Source organism: Eisenbergiella sp. OF01-20 (assembly GCF_003478085.1).
Taxonomy (GTDB): domain Bacteria; phylum Bacillota; class Clostridia; order Lachnospirales; family Lachnospiraceae; genus Eisenbergiella.
In genome coordinates, this window is sequence record NZ_QUES01000001.1 from 594,320 (window position 1) to 611,142 (window position 16,823).

Annotated in this window: 17 protein-coding genes; 14 read left to right on the plus strand and 3 right to left on the minus strand. The window is 49.7% G+C overall.

Translation table 11 applies throughout. The features are described 5' to 3' along the window. A partial coding sequence (locus tag DXA36_RS33455) for a glycosyltransferase (protein WP_243114549.1) occupies positions 1 to 1,838 on the plus strand: 1,838 nt, incomplete at its 5' end. Positions 1,839 to 1,851: 13 nt separating this feature from the next. Beyond that, positions 1,852 to 2,316, plus strand: a complete 465-nt coding sequence (locus DXA36_RS02870; protein ID WP_182478895.1) for a pyridoxamine 5'-phosphate oxidase family protein — start codon at positions 1,852 to 1,854, stop codon at positions 2,314 to 2,316. 80 nt (positions 2,317 to 2,396) lie between these two features. On the opposite strand, the gene DXA36_RS02875 is transcribed toward DXA36_RS02870, so the two are convergent. Next, a complete protein-coding gene (locus tag DXA36_RS02875; RefSeq protein WP_118676069.1) occupies positions 2,397 to 2,969 on the minus strand; it encodes a hypothetical protein in 573 nt (190 codons plus the stop codon). 226 nt (positions 2,970 to 3,195) lie between these two features. Here DXA36_RS02875 and DXA36_RS02880 point away from each other — a divergent pair, with 226 nt between their 5' ends. The 6 genes from DXA36_RS02880 to ilvC all read left to right on the plus strand — a co-directional run bounded on the left by DXA36_RS02880 (position 3,196) and on the right by ilvC (position 10,146). Beyond that, complete coding sequence (locus DXA36_RS02880; RefSeq protein WP_118676070.1) at positions 3,196 to 5,721, plus strand: homocysteine S-methyltransferase family protein; 2,526 nt, start codon at positions 3,196 to 3,198, stop codon at positions 5,719 to 5,721. Further along, positions 5,708 to 6,196: a hypothetical protein gene (locus DXA36_RS02885; protein WP_118676071.1), complete on the plus strand. Its 489-nt coding sequence runs from the start codon at positions 5,708 to 5,710 to the stop codon at positions 6,194 to 6,196. Before DXA36_RS02880 ends, DXA36_RS02885 begins: the two co-directional genes overlap by 14 nt. Before the next feature lie 36 nt (positions 6,197 to 6,232). Next, complete coding sequence (gene ilvB / locus DXA36_RS02890; protein ID WP_118676072.1) at positions 6,233 to 7,849, plus strand: biosynthetic-type acetolactate synthase large subunit; 1,617 nt, start codon at positions 6,233 to 6,235, stop codon at positions 7,847 to 7,849. A gap of 23 nt (positions 7,850 to 7,872) precedes the next feature. After that, complete coding sequence (gene ilvN / locus DXA36_RS02895) at positions 7,873 to 8,361, plus strand: acetolactate synthase small subunit (RefSeq protein ID WP_118676073.1); 489 nt, start codon at positions 7,873 to 7,875, stop codon at positions 8,359 to 8,361. Positions 8,362 to 8,545: 184 nt separating this feature from the next. Further along, complete coding sequence (gene ilvN, locus DXA36_RS02900) at positions 8,546 to 9,055, plus strand: acetolactate synthase small subunit (protein ID WP_118676074.1); 510 nt, start codon at positions 8,546 to 8,548, stop codon at positions 9,053 to 9,055. A gap of 80 nt (positions 9,056 to 9,135) precedes the next feature. Further along, positions 9,136 to 10,146, plus strand: a complete 1,011-nt coding sequence (gene ilvC, locus DXA36_RS02905) for a ketol-acid reductoisomerase (RefSeq protein ID WP_118676075.1) — start codon at positions 9,136 to 9,138, stop codon at positions 10,144 to 10,146. Positions 10,147 to 10,239: 93 nt separating this feature from the next. Here ilvC and DXA36_RS02910 read toward each other — a convergent pair whose 3' ends face one another. Continuing rightward, complete coding sequence (locus tag DXA36_RS02910; protein WP_118676076.1) at positions 10,240 to 11,184, minus strand: LysR family transcriptional regulator; 945 nt, start codon at positions 11,182 to 11,184, stop codon at positions 10,240 to 10,242. Positions 11,185 to 11,350: 166 nt separating this feature from the next. Here DXA36_RS02910 and leuC point away from each other — a divergent pair, with 166 nt between their 5' ends. Further along, positions 11,351 to 12,613, plus strand: a complete 1,263-nt coding sequence (leuC, locus tag DXA36_RS02915) for a 3-isopropylmalate dehydratase large subunit (protein ID WP_118676077.1) — start codon at positions 11,351 to 11,353, stop codon at positions 12,611 to 12,613. Between the two features lie 54 nt (positions 12,614 to 12,667). Then, the gene (gene leuD, locus DXA36_RS02920; protein ID WP_118676078.1) at positions 12,668 to 13,159 is read left to right on the plus strand and encodes a 3-isopropylmalate dehydratase small subunit; all 492 of its coding nucleotides are present in this window, start codon (positions 12,668 to 12,670) and stop codon (positions 13,157 to 13,159) included. 88 nt (positions 13,160 to 13,247) lie between these two features. On the opposite strand, the gene DXA36_RS02925 is transcribed toward leuD, so the two are convergent. Then, positions 13,248 to 14,123, minus strand: coding sequence for a DegV family protein (locus DXA36_RS02925; RefSeq protein ID WP_118676079.1), 876 nt, complete (start codon positions 14,121 to 14,123; stop codon positions 13,248 to 13,250). A 320-nt stretch (positions 14,124 to 14,443) separates the two neighbouring features. Between DXA36_RS02925 and DXA36_RS02930 the strand changes: the two genes are divergently transcribed. Genes DXA36_RS02930 through DXA36_RS02945 form a run of 4 tightly spaced genes read left to right on the plus strand, consistent with a single transcriptional unit; the run spans position 14,444 to position 16,753 of the window. Then, entirely contained in the window at positions 14,444 to 15,091 is a 648-nt protein-coding gene (locus DXA36_RS02930) for a hypothetical protein (protein WP_118676080.1), read from the plus strand. Then, on the plus strand, positions 15,092 to 15,853 hold the full coding sequence (locus DXA36_RS02935) for a tetratricopeptide repeat protein (RefSeq protein WP_118676081.1): 762 nt from the start codon (positions 15,092 to 15,094) through the stop codon (positions 15,851 to 15,853). A gap of 5 nt (positions 15,854 to 15,858) precedes the next feature. Continuing rightward, complete coding sequence (locus tag DXA36_RS02940) at positions 15,859 to 16,248, plus strand: NusG domain II-containing protein (RefSeq protein ID WP_243114560.1); 390 nt, start codon at positions 15,859 to 15,861, stop codon at positions 16,246 to 16,248. A gap of 10 nt (positions 16,249 to 16,258) precedes the next feature. Next, a complete protein-coding gene (locus tag DXA36_RS02945; protein WP_118676083.1) occupies positions 16,259 to 16,753 on the plus strand; it encodes a Gx transporter family protein in 495 nt (164 codons plus the stop codon). Positions 16,754 to 16,823 lie beyond the last annotated feature (70 nt).

Consider the following 16,823-nt stretch of genomic DNA (forward strand, 5'->3'; position numbering starts at 1 on the left):
TGGCGCACACCCTGTCGGCCCATGGACATGAGGTGCGTGTGGTAAGTACGGGAAACTCAGGCAACGGGAAGTATCTGGTAAAGGAATATTTTCTTCCCCCGGTGGTTCATCATATTGTGACGAAGCAGGGAATGGTTTTTGCCAGACCGGACGAAGAGGTATTGAGGGAAGCGATTGGCTGGGCGGATTTGGTACATTTCCTGCTGCCTTTCCTGCTGGGGATGAAGGGGCTGGAAATTGCCCGGGAACTTGGGGTCCCTCATACGGCGGCCTTCCATGTGCAGCCGGAAAACATTACCTATACGCTGCATCTGGGAAAGCAGCAGGCCGTGAATGCCTGGCTTTACCGTTTTTTCTGGGAACGGTTTTATAAATATTTCCGGCATATCCATTGTCCCAGCAGCTTTATCGCGGGGGAATTGCGGGCAAATAATTACAGTTCAAAGCTTCATGTCATATCCAATGGCGTGGATCCGGATTTTACTTATCGGAAAAGGCCGAAACCGGCGAAACTGAAGGATAAATTCATAGTACTCATGATCGGAAGGCTTTCCAATGAAAAAAGGCAGGATATCCTTATTGATGCCATAGCCAAGTCCAAATATGAATCCCGCATCCAGCTGGTGCTTGCCGGTCAGGGGCTGAAATACGGAAGCTACCGGTATCGTTCCAGGAATCTCACCAACAAACCTGTTATGCGTTTCTTTTCCCATGAAAAGCTTCTGCATCTGCTTTCCATAACCGATTTATATGTCCATGCGGCGGATGCCGAGATCGAAGCGATATCCTGTATCGAGGCATTTTCAAGCGGTGTGGTTCCGGTGATTGCCGACAGCCCCAAATCGGCAACGCCGCAGTTTGCCCTGGATGAGAGAAGTCTGTTTAAGGCAGGAGACAGCGACGAACTGGCCGCAAAAATTGATTATTGGCTGGGAGCGGCTGATGAACGAAAGCGCATGGAAAAAAAGTACAGTGAACACGGCAGGGAGTTCGCTCTGGAGGACTGTGTACGCCGTATGGAGCAGATGTTTGAGGAAGAGCTTCAGGATTACCGGAAGGAAAACCGCCGTATGGAAAACCGCAGAAAGTTTACGGAAGGGATAAAGGAGACAGCAGGTGTCGTTTATGAGGAAAAGCATATTGTGAAAATGTGGACACCTCTTCCCTTTCATGTGAAGGACTCCTATCATTTTTTCCCGTCCAATCCCTTTTTCCTATTGGGCGGGGGACTGGTAAGGCTTCTGATATATTTGCTGGTGGTATTGTTCATAAAACCTGTCTGGGGGCTGAAAATAGAAGGGCGTAAGAACCTGAAAGCCGTGAAAGGCGGTGCCGTCACGGTTTGTAACCATGTCCATCTGCTGGATTGTGTGATGGTTTCTTATGTCCTGCGGTGCAGGAATGTATGCTTCCCCACACTGGAATCTAATTTCCGGATCCCCTTTATCCGGCATATCATCCGTCTTTTGGGAGGAATCCCCATACCGGAAAGCGGACAGGGTTTTAAACGTTTTATGGAAGCAACCGGAAGCTGGGTAGCAAGAGGCAATTGGATCCACTATTATCCCGAGGTGGTGTTACATCCGTATTACCAGGGAATCCGCGGCTTTAAACGCGGCGCCTTCTTAACCGCCTGTGAAGCCGGGGTGCCGGTAATCCCCATGGTGATTTCCTACAGACATCCGGGAGGTGTGGCAGGCCTTATGAGGAGAAAACCTTGTCTTACCCTGAAGATACTGCCTCCGATCAAGCCGCCTGCCTGTGAGAACAAGAGACAGCAGACGATAGAACTGATGGATACGGTATATGAAACCATGCATAACGCTTACTGGGAGTGAAAGAAGGAGAGACATGATAAACACAGAAAAAACAGTAACGGATCTGGCCGGAAGGCTGAAAATCGTGGACAGCTGTGATATGTGCAGGCTGGGGCTGACGGACGGGAAACGGGTATCAGTGATTCCGGTTTCCTTTGGATATACGTTTCTGAACGGGAACTTCACCTTTTATATGAAAGGGGATTGGGATGACAGGGTAATGAAACTGTTGCGGGAAGCAGAGGAAATTGCTTTCCAGATGGACTCGGATCATTGTATGCTTCCTGTGGAAAACGGGGAATATACCATGTTTTATAATTGCGCAGAAGGCTATGGAAAGCCGGTTTTCCTGGAGGATACCGAAGAAAAGAAAACCGCGATGAAACATCTTCTGGCCCACTATCTTCCCCGGGAAGATACGGCAACCGATATACCGTGGGAAGAGGCCTGTATGCTGAAGCTGGAGGTTACGGAACTGGACTGTAAAGTCTGTAGATAAGAAAACCCGCCTTCCGGTGCGGAGCCTGTCAGGAGGACAGTTTCGTTCGATCAGAAGGCGGGTTTGTTTTCGTGACGGATTTATTCCGAAGGCGTATCAGTCCCTTCCGGTTCCCCATCGGGATCCCCTGTATTTCCCGAGTCTTCCTGGGAGTCTTCCTTGAAGCCGGGGGCTTCATTTTCCGTAATGATGGTAATGGAAGCATCGGTAGGCAATTCTCCCTGAAGGATCTGGGAGATATAGTCCAGACGCTTCACTGCGCGGTTATAATATTCCAAAGCGGCGGAAGCTACATTCTCATTATATTCTTCCCCGCCGTAAGCTTCCCGGTACAGGCTGGCGGCTTCCGCCATATATTCACCGGCTTCATCCGCCAGATCTTCCACTGCGGAGAACTGCCTGGGTACATCGATTTCGGCGAGCAGCGTAAATTTGGCGGCGAGATCATCCATAGCGGCAAGCATGTCCTCCACACTGGTTTCCGATTCGGGATCCACATTATTCAGGGTGTCGAAGGAGGCGTTGACCTGTGTGGTAAAATCCTCCATCTCTCCGTAAAATTTATCTAATTCCGCATCCTTGCCGCAGCCTGTCAAAAGGGCGGAAACAAGCAAAACAGCGGTAAACAGGTATTTTTTATTATTCTTTTTCATCCTTGCTGTACCTTTCTGTCCGCCGGACGTATCAGGTGCCGGCGCCTCTATTCAACTTACCATATTATCCGTATGAAATCAAGTGAGGAAAGATTGCAGCAGTTCGGACGGCCCCTTGTGTCCTGTGACATCGTCCGAACTGCTGCGAAAGATTTCTGTGGCTGGCGCTTTCTTTTTGCCCTGTTTCATGTTAGAATATTAAATATTTAAAAACGGAGAACAACTTATGACAAAACAAGAATTCAGAGAATATGTAAAAAACAGGATGATTTTTCTGGATGGGGCGACGGGATCCAACCTGATACGCAGAGGTATGCCCGGAGGAGTCTGCCCGGAAAAATGGATTATGGAAAACAAACAGGTGCTGATCGGCCTACAGAAGGAATATGTTGCCGCTGGCACCAATATTTTATATGCGCCCACGTTTACCGCGAACCGGTGCAAATTAAAGGAATACGGCCTGGAGGACCGGCTGGTGCAGATAAATACCGCTCTGGTGGCAGCTTCTAAAGAGGCCGCCGGAGGAAAGGCACTGGTGGCAGGGGATCTGACTATGACCGGGGAACAGCTGGCCCCTGTGGGCAATATGGATTTTGAAGAGCTGGTCGGTATCTATAAAGAACAGATACATTGTCTGGAAGCGGCAGGCGTGGATCTTCTGGTGGTGGAGACAATGATGAGCCTGCAGGAATCCAGGGCCGCTCTGCTGGCGGCAAAGGAGACCAGCCCCGGGCTGCCTGTGATGGTCACCATGACCTTTGAAGGGGACGGCAGGAGCCTGTACGGGACAGATGCGGTGACGGCCGCTGTGGTACTGGAGAGCCTGGGGGCGGCGGCTGTCGGCGCCAACTGTTCCGCCGGACCGGAACAGTTGGCCGGCATAATCCGCCGGATGGCTGCTGTTACCCGGATACCTGTGATTGCAAAGCCTAATGCAGGGCTTCCGTCCCTGAACGAAGAGGGAAAAACGGTCTATGAAATGCAGCCCCGGGAATTCGCGGAGGAAATGCAGGCAATCTATGAAGCCGGGGCAGCGATAGTGGGCGGCTGCTGCGGAACCACGCCGGAGCACATCGCATGTCTGTATGACAAATTCGGGAAATTACCGCCGGCGCAGGTTGGCAGACGGCCCTCCGGTATCCGTTACCTGACTTCCGAACGGAAAACAGTTGCTTTTGGGCTGGACGATCCGTTCCTTATTATCGGGGAAAGAATTAACCCTACCGGAAAGAAAAAGCTGCAGGCCGAACTGCGGGAAGGCAGTTTCGAAATGGTTACCCGTTTTGCAGAAGAACAGGAGGCCGGCGGGGCATCCATCCTGGATGTGAATATGGGGATGAGCGGCATCGATGAAAAAGAAAGGATGCTCAGCGCCCTGGAGGAGGTGGGAGGCGTAAGCCAGCTGCCTCTGTCACTGGATTCCAGCCATGTGGAGGTTATGGAAGCCGCCCTGCGCCGTTACCCCGGCAGGGCCTTGATCAATTCTGTTTCCCTGGAAAAAGAAAAGTTTGAAAAACTGATACCTATGGCTGAAAAATATGGAGCCATGTTTATTCTCCTTCCGCTTTCCGATGCGGGGCTGCCTGAAAGCCTGCAGGAAAAGAAGGATATTATTGAAACTATACTGGAACGGGCTTATTCATGCGGCCTGGCCAAAGAAGACATTATCGTGGACGGACTGGTTGCCACAGTGGGAGCCAACCCCCGGGCAGCCCTGGAGACGCTGGAAACGATCCGTTACTGTAAAGATAAACAGCTGGCCACTGTCTGCGGGCTGTCCAATATATCTTTCGGCCTTCCGGAACGCAGCTATGTGAACAGTGTATTCCTAACGATGGCAATCCAGGCAGGGTTGACAATGGCGATTGCCAATCCTTCCCAGGAACTTCTGGTAGCCAGTGCTTTTGCCTCCGATATGCTGTTATGCAAACAGGAAAGCGCCCTGCGGTATATTGAATATGCGGGGACCTGCACCGGCGGTAAACCTGCGCCGTCTGTTCCGCATACAGCAGGGGGAGGAGAGAGCGGCCAACAGACACCACACCCTACAGGGAAGGCCGGCGGGGAAAAGGCGGCGGCAGAGGATACCCCCTCTACAGCCGTTTACGAAGCGGTCCTGAAGGGGAACCGAAACGGGATTGAACAGCTTACCCGCCGTGCCCTGGAGGCAGGCGCTGCGGCCAGAGAACTGCTGGATACGTATTTACTGCCCGCCATTAATCAGGTGGGGGAGCTTTTTGATAAAGGGAAATATTTCCTGCCGCAGCTGATCTCCAGCGCGGAAGCAATGAAGCTGTCCATCGGTGTGCTGGAGCCTTTGCTTTCTGTTGACGGAAAACAGGAGCAGATGCCGGTTGTGGTGATTGCCACTGTGCAAGGGGATATCCATGATATCGGCAAAAACCTGGTAGCTCTCATGCTGCGTAATTATGGTTTCCGGGTTATTGATTTGGGAAAAGATGTGCCCAAAGAGAAAATAATTGCGGCGGCAAAGGAATATGGTGCAAGCATCATCGGACTTTCCGCATTAATGACCACCACCATGCAGGAAATGCGGCATGTGGTGGAACTGGCCCATGAAGAGGGCCTGGATGCCAGGATCATTATCGGCGGCGCTGTGGTCACCCGGGAATATGCGGAGGAAATCCATGCGGATGGCTATGCCTCCGATGCGGCGGATACGGTAAGGCTGGCAAAACGGCTGCTGGGTCTTGACGGGAAAGCAGAGGGAGACAGTCATGGAAAGGAATGACAATACAGAACAGACGGAAGCATTATGGGATGATTTACCCGGGGACATCCAGCATGAATCCCTGTGGGAAGCAGAAGGGACCGAACTGGCAGTCAGGCAGCTCATGGAACAGCTGAAAGCTTCGGAAGCCAGGCAGCAGAGTCTGATGAAAAAGCAGCTTCTGTTTACCCGGATATTTGCCGTCTCCAATTGTGTTCTGGTACTGCTGTTTCTGGTTTTTGTGGCGGGAGTGCTGCCAAGGCTTACAAATGCCCTGGATAAGGCATCGGAAACGCTTGTCGCGGTGGACGGGGCGCTGGAGGATTTCGGAGAGGTGTTTGATAACGTGAATTCTCTGGTGGATTCCAGCAGCAAGGCCGTGGAACAGACAATGGATAAGGTGGAGCAGATGGATATTGAAAGCCTGAATGAAGCGATTTCCGATTTGAATGACGTAGTGGCTCCTATGGCGGAATTTTTCGGCAGATTCCGGTAGCCGGAAGGATGAATAGATAAATGGAGGGATTGGAAGATGAATGGTGCGGATGCGATTGTAAAGTGTCTGGAATTAGAAGGAATAACGGAAATATTCGGTTATCCCGGTGTGGCTATCTGCCCTTTTTATAACAGTATCCTGGATTCCGATATCAGTACTGTTTTAATCAGGACAGAACAGAATGCGGCCCATGCGGCGAGCGGACTTGCCAGAGTGACAGGAAAAGTGGGCGTATGTGCGGTAACCTCCGGCCCCGGGGCCACAAACCTGATCACCGGTATTGCCACCGCTTTTGCGGACAGTATTCCCCTTGTCTGTATCACCGGACAGGTGAACAGCGAGCTTCTGGGAAGCGATGTATTCCAGGAAGCGGACATTACAGGGGCGGCGGAGTCCTTTGTGAAATACAGCTATCTCGTAAGAGACGTGAACGATATCCCCCGTATTTTTAAAGAAGCTTTTTATGTGGCCAATACAGGTAGAAAAGGTCCTGTCCTCATTGATATTCCCATGGATGTGCAGAATGCCCAGATTGCTAAATTCCGTTATCCGGAAGAGGTGAATATGAGGACCTACAAGCCCACTGTCAAAGGGCATATTGTCCAGATTAAAAAAGTAATGCGGGAGCTGGAAAAGGCAAAACGGCCGTTGATTTACGCCGGAGGCGGCGTTACCCTGAGCGGAGCCTGTGAGGAACTGCGGAAGTTTTCGGAGAAATTCCGCATTCCTGTGGTTTCCACAATGATGGGAATCGGTGTAATGCCCACAGAGCATCCCATGTACTTCGGCATGGTGGGAAACAACGGAAAACCCTATGCCAACCGGGCCATGAATGAATCGGATCTTCTGATTATGGTAGGGGCCCGTGTAGCCGACCGTTCCGTGAACCAGCCGGATCTGATCACCCATGATAAGGTGCTGGTACATATCGATGTGGATCCCGCTGAAATCGGGAAAAATGCCGGCCCCACCATTCCGCTGGTGGGAGACGCAAGGCATATTTTTGAGGATTTCGAAAAACAGGAATTTGATTGCGAGCATGAGGATTGGCTTGAGACGCTTGAAGGCTACCGGAAAAACATGAAGCTGGTGCGCCGGCCTAATCCGGATTATGTAGATCCGGAAGAACTGATACACAGGATCTCTTATAAAATGCAGCCGGACGGTGTCTATGTTGCGGATGTGGGACAGAACCAGATTTGGTCCTGCGCATTCCACGTTGTCAGGGAAGGACGTTTCCTTACCTCCGGCGGTATGGGAACTATGGGATATTCCATTCCGGCAGCCATGGGTGCCAAGCTGGGAGATATGTCCAAGCAGGTTATTGCTGTCTGCGGCGACGGCTCCTTCCAAATGTCCATGATGGAGCTGGCTACCATCCAGCAGTACCGCATCCCTGTTAAAATCGTGGTATTCCGGAATAATTATCTGGGTATGGTGCGGGAATACCAGCATTATTCCTATAAAGACAGCTATTCGGTGGTGGATATTTCCGGCGCTCCCCGCCTGGATAAGCTGGCTGAGGCCTACGACATCCCCTATATCCGTGTTTCCCGGAATGAAGAAATCGATGGGGCTTTGGAAGAATTCCTGAAGGATGACTGCTCTTATCTGATGGAATGTATGATTGATCCCATGGATCTGGTAAAATAAACGGAAAGAAAAGAGGTTTGGCAATGAAAAAAATATATTCTGTTCTTGTTGAAAACAGATCCGGTGTTCTGTGCAAGGTAGCCGGCCTGTTTTCCAGAAGATGCTTTAATATCAATTCCCTTGCTGTGGGGGAAACGGATGATCCGGCGGTGTCCTGCATGACAATTGTGAGCAGCGGTGATCAGCGTACGATTGAACAGATCGAGAAGCAGCTCAACAAGAAACTGGATGTCATCAAGGTAAAAACCTTTGACGAAACCTCCAGTATCAGCCGTGAACTGATGCTGGTAAAAATAAAGTACAACCGGAATAACAGGAAGGATATCATGGAGAACTGTGCGATTATGCATGCCTCCATTGTGGATATGTCAAAACACATGATGCTGATTCAGATATGTGATGCCCCGGAGCGTGTCCAGCTTTTCCTCACCATGCTGCAGTCCATCAGTATTGTGGAGGTGGCAAGAACCGGGACACTGGCGCTTCCCAAATGCATGGAGAGCGATATCTGACAGCGGGAGGGCAGCTTTATATAACACATATTACAGGGTTAACAGCCGATCATAACCTGAAGTTATAAAAACTATGACTGACTATCATACGTTGACAAGGGTTATAAATGTTGCTAGAATAATTGGAAAGACAGCACCGGTGGGACTTTAGCGTCCCTTGTGCGGGAGGGGCGTGATACATATAATGCGTAAAAGAGTTTTTCAGCTTCTGGTGGATAATACCTCAGGTGTCCTGAGCCGGATATCCGGCCTGTTTTCCAGGCGCGGCTATAATATTGAGAGCATTACGGCAGGGGTGACCGCAGATTCCAGAATCACCAGGATCACCATTGTTGCCAATGGGGATGATGAAATCCTGGAGCAGATTGAAAAGCAGGTTTCCAAGCTTGTGGACGTGAGGGATATCAGGGAGCTTAAACCGGATGAGAGCGTCTACCGCGAACTGGCGCTGATCAAGGTTAGTGTGTCCGTGGAAAAGAGGCAGGACGTTATCGCCATTACCAATATTTTCCGGGCCAATATCATTGACGTGGGGCCGGAAAGCCTGATTGTGGAGATTACAGGCAATCAGAGCAAGGTGGATGCCTGTATCAACCTTCTCAGCAATTATGAGATCCTGGAGCTGGCCAGAACCGGTATTGCGGGTCTTGGACGCGGAAACGGCAATGTGGTATATCTGGATCCGCTGGAATAATAATTTTAGGACTCTGAGGTTCAGCCATCCGCTGCGGCCTTTCAGTTATATAGTCATTCAAACAAATGGAGGAAAGAAAAATGGCAAAGATTTATTATCAGGAAGATTGTGACCTGTCATTATTACAGGATAAAACAATCGCAGTAATCGGCTACGGCAGCCAGGGACATGCACATGCCCTGAATTTAAAGGAGTCTGGCTGTAATGTCATTGTAGGACTTTATGAAGGTTCCAAATCCTGGGCAAAAGCAGAAGCCCAGGGCCTTACAGTATATACAGCTGCGGAAGCTGCCAAGAAAGCGGATATCATCATGATTCTGATCAACGATGAGAAGCAGGGGGCGCTTTACAAAGAATCCATTGAACCCAACTTAAGACCCGGTATGATGCTTATGTTCGCACATGGCTTCTCCATCCATTTCGGACAGATCAAGCCTCCCGCAGATGTGGATGTTGCCATGATCGCACCTAAGGGACCCGGACATACCGTAAGAAGCGAATACCAGGCAGGCAAAGGCGTACCTTGTCTGATCGCAGTAGCCCAGGACGCTACCGGAAAAGCAAATGATCTGGCCCTGGCTTATGCGCTGGGAATCGGCGGAGCAAGAGCAGGCGTTCTTCGCACCACCTTCCGTGAAGAAACCGAAACGGATCTGTTCGGCGAGCAGGCTGTACTGTGCGGCGGTGTCTGCGCACTGATGAAAGCTGGTTTTGAAACTCTGGTAGAAGCAGGATATGAACCGGAAAGCGCATATTTTGAATGTATCCATGAAATGAAGCTGATCGTTGACCTGATTTATGAAAGCGGATTTGCCGGAATGAGATACTCCATCTCCAATACGGCTGAATACGGTGATTATATTACCGGACCCAAGATCGTTACCGAGGATACCAAGAAGGCTATGAAGAAGGTCCTTACCGATATCCAGGATGGTTCCTTTGCAAAGGAATGGCTGCTGGAAAACCAGGTTGGATGCCCTCATTTCAATGCCATGAGAAAGAGAGAAGGCGCCCATCAGCTGGAGAAAACCGGCGCAGAGCTGCGTAAGCTTTACAGCTGGAACGATACCAACAAGCTGATTGATAACTAATCCTACAGCGCTATTCAGAAAAAAACAGGAAAGAGCTGCCGGTAAGGCAGCTCTTTTTTTGATACAAAGCCGGAGAGGGAAACAAAGCAGCCGTTATATGGCTGGGGAGGTTTTGGATACAGAGGTAAACAGCATATGCTCCCTGCAAAAATCTACGAATTTTTCCATAGTAGCGGAAAAAGCCTGGTTTTTCATATAGGCAAAGCCCACTTTTCTGGTTGGAACGGATACCGGAAGGGGCAGGCAGAGGAGTTTTCCCGAATCCAGTTCCTCCTGTACAAAGCTTTCTATTACACAGGCAATCCCCAGATCGATTTTGGCAAAATCAATGAGAAGATCCATGGAAGTGATTTCTATTGTCTGTGCCGCAGAGATTTCCTCCATTACCAGATATTTTTCCATATACTGCCTGGTGATATTTTCCTTATCCAGCAGCATGAGGGTAGCATGGGAGATAATATCCTTTGAGGAGGGCCGGCCGGAAAAGGAGACTCTTTTACACAGGTTATCCAGGTACCTTTGGGTACAGACGAAAACATCCCGTATCTCCTGAACCGGATGGAAAAGGAATTTCTCCATCCGGTCATTTTCACCGATCAGCCCGATATCCACCGTTCCTTTTTCCAAAGCGTCCATTGTCTGATACGTGGACTGGCAGGAAATCGATATCTGGATGTGAGGGTTTTCACGTGTAAACAGGCTCAGATAAGGTAGCAGTACATATTTGCACAGTGTGGTGCTCACGCCGATGGATAAATGCCCCATTCCCAGCTCCTGTACTTTGCGAAGCTGTTCCTCTCCCTGGCTGATTGCCTGAAACGCGCTTTCCACCTGGCGGTAAAGAAGTTCGCCGGTTTCCGTAAGCCGGACGCCTCTGGAGGAGCGCAGGAATAACACCGTATTCAGATTCTGCTCCAGACGGGATATCGCCTTGCTGATAGCCGGCTGGCTGATAAAAAGCTCCCTGGCCGCCCCCGATATATTCCGGCATTTCGCAACGGTATAAAAAATATGATATAAATTCAGATTCTGTTCCATAAAGGCCCCTCCTATAACTTTATTGCATTTTACAAAATTATACTATAACTTGAAATTATAGTAAACATGAAAGAAAAGTATTTTCCCAATAACTTATGTTATGGTAAACTGAACGTATGGAAGGCCCGGGTGCGGCCTGAATCAATGGAAACGGAGGAATAAAGAAATGGGTATGACAATGACACAGAAGATCCTGGCAGCCCATGCGGGCCTGGAAAAAGTGGAAGCGGGCCAGCTGATCGAGGCGGATTTGGATCTGGTGCTTGGCAACGATATTACCAGTCCGGTAGCGATTAAGGAAATGGAAAAAATGAAGGTGGACGGTGTTTTTGATAAAGATAAGATCGCCCTGGTGCCCGATCATTTTGTCCCCAATAAGGATATCAAATCCGCGGAACACTGCAAATGCGTAAGAGAGTTTGCTTACCGCAACCAGATTACCAACTACTTCGAAGTGGGAGAGATGGGAATCGAACATGCCCTTCTTCCGGAAAAAGGTCTTGTGGTGGCAGGAGATGTAGTGATTGGAGCGGATTCCCATACCTGTACATACGGCGCTTTGGGTGCATTCTCCACAGGAGTGGGAAGCACGGATATGGCTGCAGGAATGGCAACCGGTAAAGCCTGGTTTAAGGTTCCCGGAGCTATCCGGTTTACTCTTACCGGACAACTTTCCCGCTGGGTGAGCGGAAAAGATGTTATCCTGCATATTATCGGCAAAATCGGTGTGGACGGCGCCCTTTACAAATCCATGGAATTTGTGGGGGACGGTGTTGCGAACCTGTCGATGGATGACCGCTTTACGATTGCCAATATGGCGATTGAGGCCGGGGGCAAGAACGGTATTTTCCCTGTGGATGATCAGGCACTGCTTTATATGAAGGAGCATTCCATGAAAACGCCTGTTGTGTACGAAGCGGATGAGGACGCGGTATATGAGGAAGAGTATACCATTGATCTGAGTACACTGCGCCCTACCATTGCCTTTCCCCATCTTCCTGAAAATGCGAAAACGATTGATGAAATTACCGACGAGGTTTCCATCGACCAGGTGGTTATCGGGTCCTGTACCAACGGCCGTATCGGGGATCTCCGCTGTGCCGCCGCCGTACTGGAAGGCCGGCATGTGGCGCAGGGCATGCGCTGTATCGTAATTCCGGCCACACAGGCTATTTATCTGCAGGCAATGGAAGAAGGGCTTCTGAAAATATTTATTGAAGCCGGTGCTATCGTCAGCACCCCTACCTGCGGTCCCTGTCTTGGCGGTTATATGGGTGTCCTGGCTGCCGGGGAGCGTTGTGTGTCCACAACAAACCGGAATTTTGTCGGCCGTATGGGACATGTGGATTCCGAGGTTTACCTTGCCAGCCCCGCGGTAGCGGCTGCGAGCGCTGTAACCGGGAAGATTTCCAGCCCTGAACAGCTGTAATTTACGGCTGGTTTGCAGAATACATAGCCTGAAAGGCGGAAGGTGAGGTTTTTTATGATTAATGCAAAAGGAACCGTTTTTAAATACGGTGATAATGTGGATACCGATGTGATTATCCCCGCCCGTTATCTGAATTCATCAGATCCGGCGGAGCTTGCCGCACATTGTATGGAAGACATCGATAAAGAATTTATTAAAACAGTGAAAAAAGGCGATATAATTGTAGCGGAGAAGAATTTCGGCTGCGGATCCTCCAGAGAGCATGCGCCTATCGCTATCAAGGCCGCAGGTGTCAGCTGCGTGATTGCGGAAACCTTTGCACGCATTTTTTACCGGAATGCTATCAATATCGGGCTTCCTATCATTGAGTGTCCGGAGGCTTCCCGGGCAATCGAGGCAGGAGATGAGGTGGAAGTTGATTTTGATTCCGGCATGATTACGGATATTACGAAAGGAACCAGCTTCAAAGGGCAGGCATTTCCCGAATTTATGCAGAAAATTATTGATGCGGAAGGCCTTGTGAATTATATTAATAATAAAAATTAGGTTAATAAAGCCGGAACGGAAAGGACCGCATAGATGCCTTATCAAGGCTCCCTGCGGTCCTGTTGTATGTAACGGCAAAGGAATACCGTTAATTTTTCTTTTCTTCTCCGTAATAAAGGATTCCCAGCGCTCCGGGGCCGGCATGGGTTCCGATGCTCGGGCTGATATCGTTGATAATGATATCCGTTAGCCCCGTAAGCTCCGTGATAAAGTCCGCTGCCAGACGGGCATCATCCGGACAGTTTCCGTGGACAATTCCCACAGGGACCGTCTTGTCGGGAGCATCACCTAATGTATTTTTCATCCTTTCCACCAGTGTGCGGATGGATTTTTTCCTTCCTCTGGCGGTGCCGTCGGAGACAAGACTGCCATTTGTTCCCACATAAAGGAAAGGCTTCAGGTTTAAAGCCGTTCCCACGGCAGCAACAGCACCGGATATCCGGCCCCCTCTTTTTAAATGGAACAAATCATCCACTGTAAACTGCACATGCAGATGTTTTTTGTATTCTTCCAGCAGAGACGCGTTTTCTTCCAATGTTTTTCCTTGCTGAAAAAACTGGTTCGCCTTGATTACCAGAATCGTTTCCGCAAGGGAGACATTCAGGGAATCCAGAACGACTATCTTCCTGCCGGGATATTCCTCACAAAGTTCCTGCGCGGTAACATAAACATTATTATAGCTGCCGCTCAGTGCGGAAGAAAAAGCAATGTGAAGGATATCCATTCCTTTTTTCAGAATTTCTTCAAACCGTTCCCGGATAACAGCCGGATTATTCGCCATGGAAGAGGGGGGTTCTCCTTTTTTCATCCGTTCATAGAATTCTGCCGGAGGCATGTTTTTCTCGTCTCCATACACCTGATCGCCGAAGGCATAGTATTGAGGGATAATTACGGTTCCGAATTTTTCTCCGTAGGAAGAGGGAAGATCGGAATTGGAATCGGTGGTAATACAATAGTTTTGCATAAAAACTCTCCTGTGCTTGAAACTGTTCAGCCCCGTGCAGTAAATATGCAGATCTGACTGAATCGTTTCCTTTTTTTCTAATCAAATGTTTTGATTTTCAAAACAATATTGATTATACCGTTTTTCTTACCCGGTGTCAATGAATGCAGGGAACAGAACGAGGGGAGAGACAGGCAACGATAACGAAAGATTTTTGTATCAGCTTTGCCTTGTCGAACCGTTGCCGATTTTTTTCATGACTTTTAAGGCAAGATGGTGTAGAATAGGAGAGAAATGTTGTCTGTTGAATTTTTATGGAATCAGGAAGGACTGTTGCGGAAATGAGTTTTAAAGAGGATGTTTTTGCCAAGGTTATTACCTACATTACCATTGCCGTACTGTTAGGTGCGATGCTGGTGGAGGCCTTTGTTATTTATACGGAACGCAGCGAGAAAAAGGACACGGAGGCGAGACTGGCCTCCGCACAGGATACGATCAGCAACCTCTCCCAGGTAAATCTGAACCTGCAGGAGGAAAATCAGGAACTGCAGGAATTCAAGAATAACTGGGAAAATCTGGTGATCGTGGCGGATGATGAAACCTGCCAGATGCTGCGGGAGGATTTGTATGCCCGGCCGGAACTGATACCCCGGGAAGCGGCGGAAGCATCCCTGCTTGCGGAACAGGAAGAATTGACGGATGAGGAAGCGGAAGAACTTCTCGAAGAAGTACGGTTTGCTTTTCCGCCGCCCGGGGACAAAGAATGGCTTCTTCCTCTGAACCTGGGAAACCAGCCCAGTGTGGAATATCTTTTTTATGCCAGGGCAGTGGATGAGGAGCGGGACCGGTCTATTGATCTTTTGTATGAGGTGCCGGTAAGAGGGGAAGATGAAAAGCCCCTTACGGATGAAGACGGAGAAATTATCTGGAAATGCATGGCTTATGACGCGGGTCTTGGCTGGCAGCTGGTTACAGAGGAAGAGGAATAAATGAGGACAATTGACGGGATATTTGGAGAACTGAAGGAAATAGTGGACGGGCAGAAATGGGAAGAGGTTGCGCCTTTTTTGATAAAATGTCTGGAGGAAGCCCGGGAAGAGGAGAATTACGGTATTTATATCGGAACCGGTAATGAACTTCTCCGGTTTTACCGGGAAACAGAACAATTTAAAAAGGCATTTGACTTGTCTGAGGATCTTTTGCTGCTGATGGAAGAGCTTCAGCTGGAGGAAACCGAACACTTTGCCACAGTGATGCTCAATGTGGCGGCTGCCTGTCAGGCGGCCGGAAAGGCAGAAGAGGCCCGCCGTTATTATGTCCGGGCGCTTAAAATCCTGGAGGGCAAGCCGGAAACAGAAGAAGTGAGAGCGGATGTTTTTACACAGATGGCGCTTTTGTTTTTGAATCAGGAGAATTATGAAGAGGGAGAAGCCATGCTGAAGAAGGCGCTTCCTCTTTATGAACAGCTGGCGGATGAGCCGGACGCGGATCAGGAAAGGAAAATGAACCGTCTGGTGCATTATTCCACCGTGCTGTCAGGACTGGGGGAAGCCTCCTTCCGCAGAGGCGATCTGGAAAATGCCCTGTCCTATTATGAACAGGCGGCATCCCTGAGCCAGAAATGCTTTGGAGAGACGGAGGGAACCAGACTGCTGCGGGAAAATTGCGCCTCCATAGCGGGCCGGCTGAAAGATGCGGAAAAAGCGGCATATTATACCGGCCTGAACAGGAAGGAGGAACCACTTCCTTGAAACATATGTTCAGGCATGGTATAATGACAAAAGCGGATTTTTGGCTTATTGCCGCCGTACTGGTTCTGGCATGTGTGATTCTGGCCGGCCGGCTGTTCGGCCGGCCGCAAGAGGGCTGGGTGGTGGTAAGCCGCAGCGGCGTGGAGGAAGAACGGATTCCTCTTGGAGAGGATACCAGACTGCTCCTCCGGGATGAAAAAGGACAGGAGAACCTGCTGGTGGTGGAAAACAAGAGCGTATGGATAGAAGACGCCGACTGCCCGGACGGATTGTGTATCCGGCAGGGGCATATCAGCCATTCAGGCGAAAGCATCATATGCCTTCCTCATAAGCTGGTGGTGACAATAGAAGGAATGGAGCGCACTGCTTCCGTCCCGGATGCGATGGTTAACTGAGGACTGTAACATGAAAAAAACGGCTTTGCTCAGTATGCTCTTGGCATTTGCCCTGATTTTAGGCTATGTGGAGGCCCTGATTCCCCTGCCCTTTGGTATGCCGGGAATGAAGCTGGGCCTGCCTAATCTGGCAGTGCTGCTTACAATGTATCGTTTCGGAAATAAAGAGGCGCTGACAGTAAACGGGGCGAGAGTACTGCTGAGCGGCTTTTTGTTTGGAAATTTTTCTGCGATCCTTTACAGCCTTTCCGGTGCGGTGGTCAGCTTCCTTGTAATGGCGGGCTGTAAAAAGTTCTCCTGCTTCTCCGTGACAGGAGTGAGTGTGGCGGGAGGTACCGCGCATAACTGTGCCCAGCTTCTGGTAGCCATGCTGGTGGTACAGACATACCGGACCGTCTATTATCTGCCCTATCTGCTGGCAGCCGGGTGCGTGACAGGCCTTTGTCTGGGCCTTATAGCCGGACAGGTTATGAAACGGCTTCCGGAGGCCAGAGACTTATCATAAAAAGCCATAAAACGTGCATGCAACGGTAAAGCTGCGGAACAGCTGCAATGCCGGATAAAAATACAGGAAA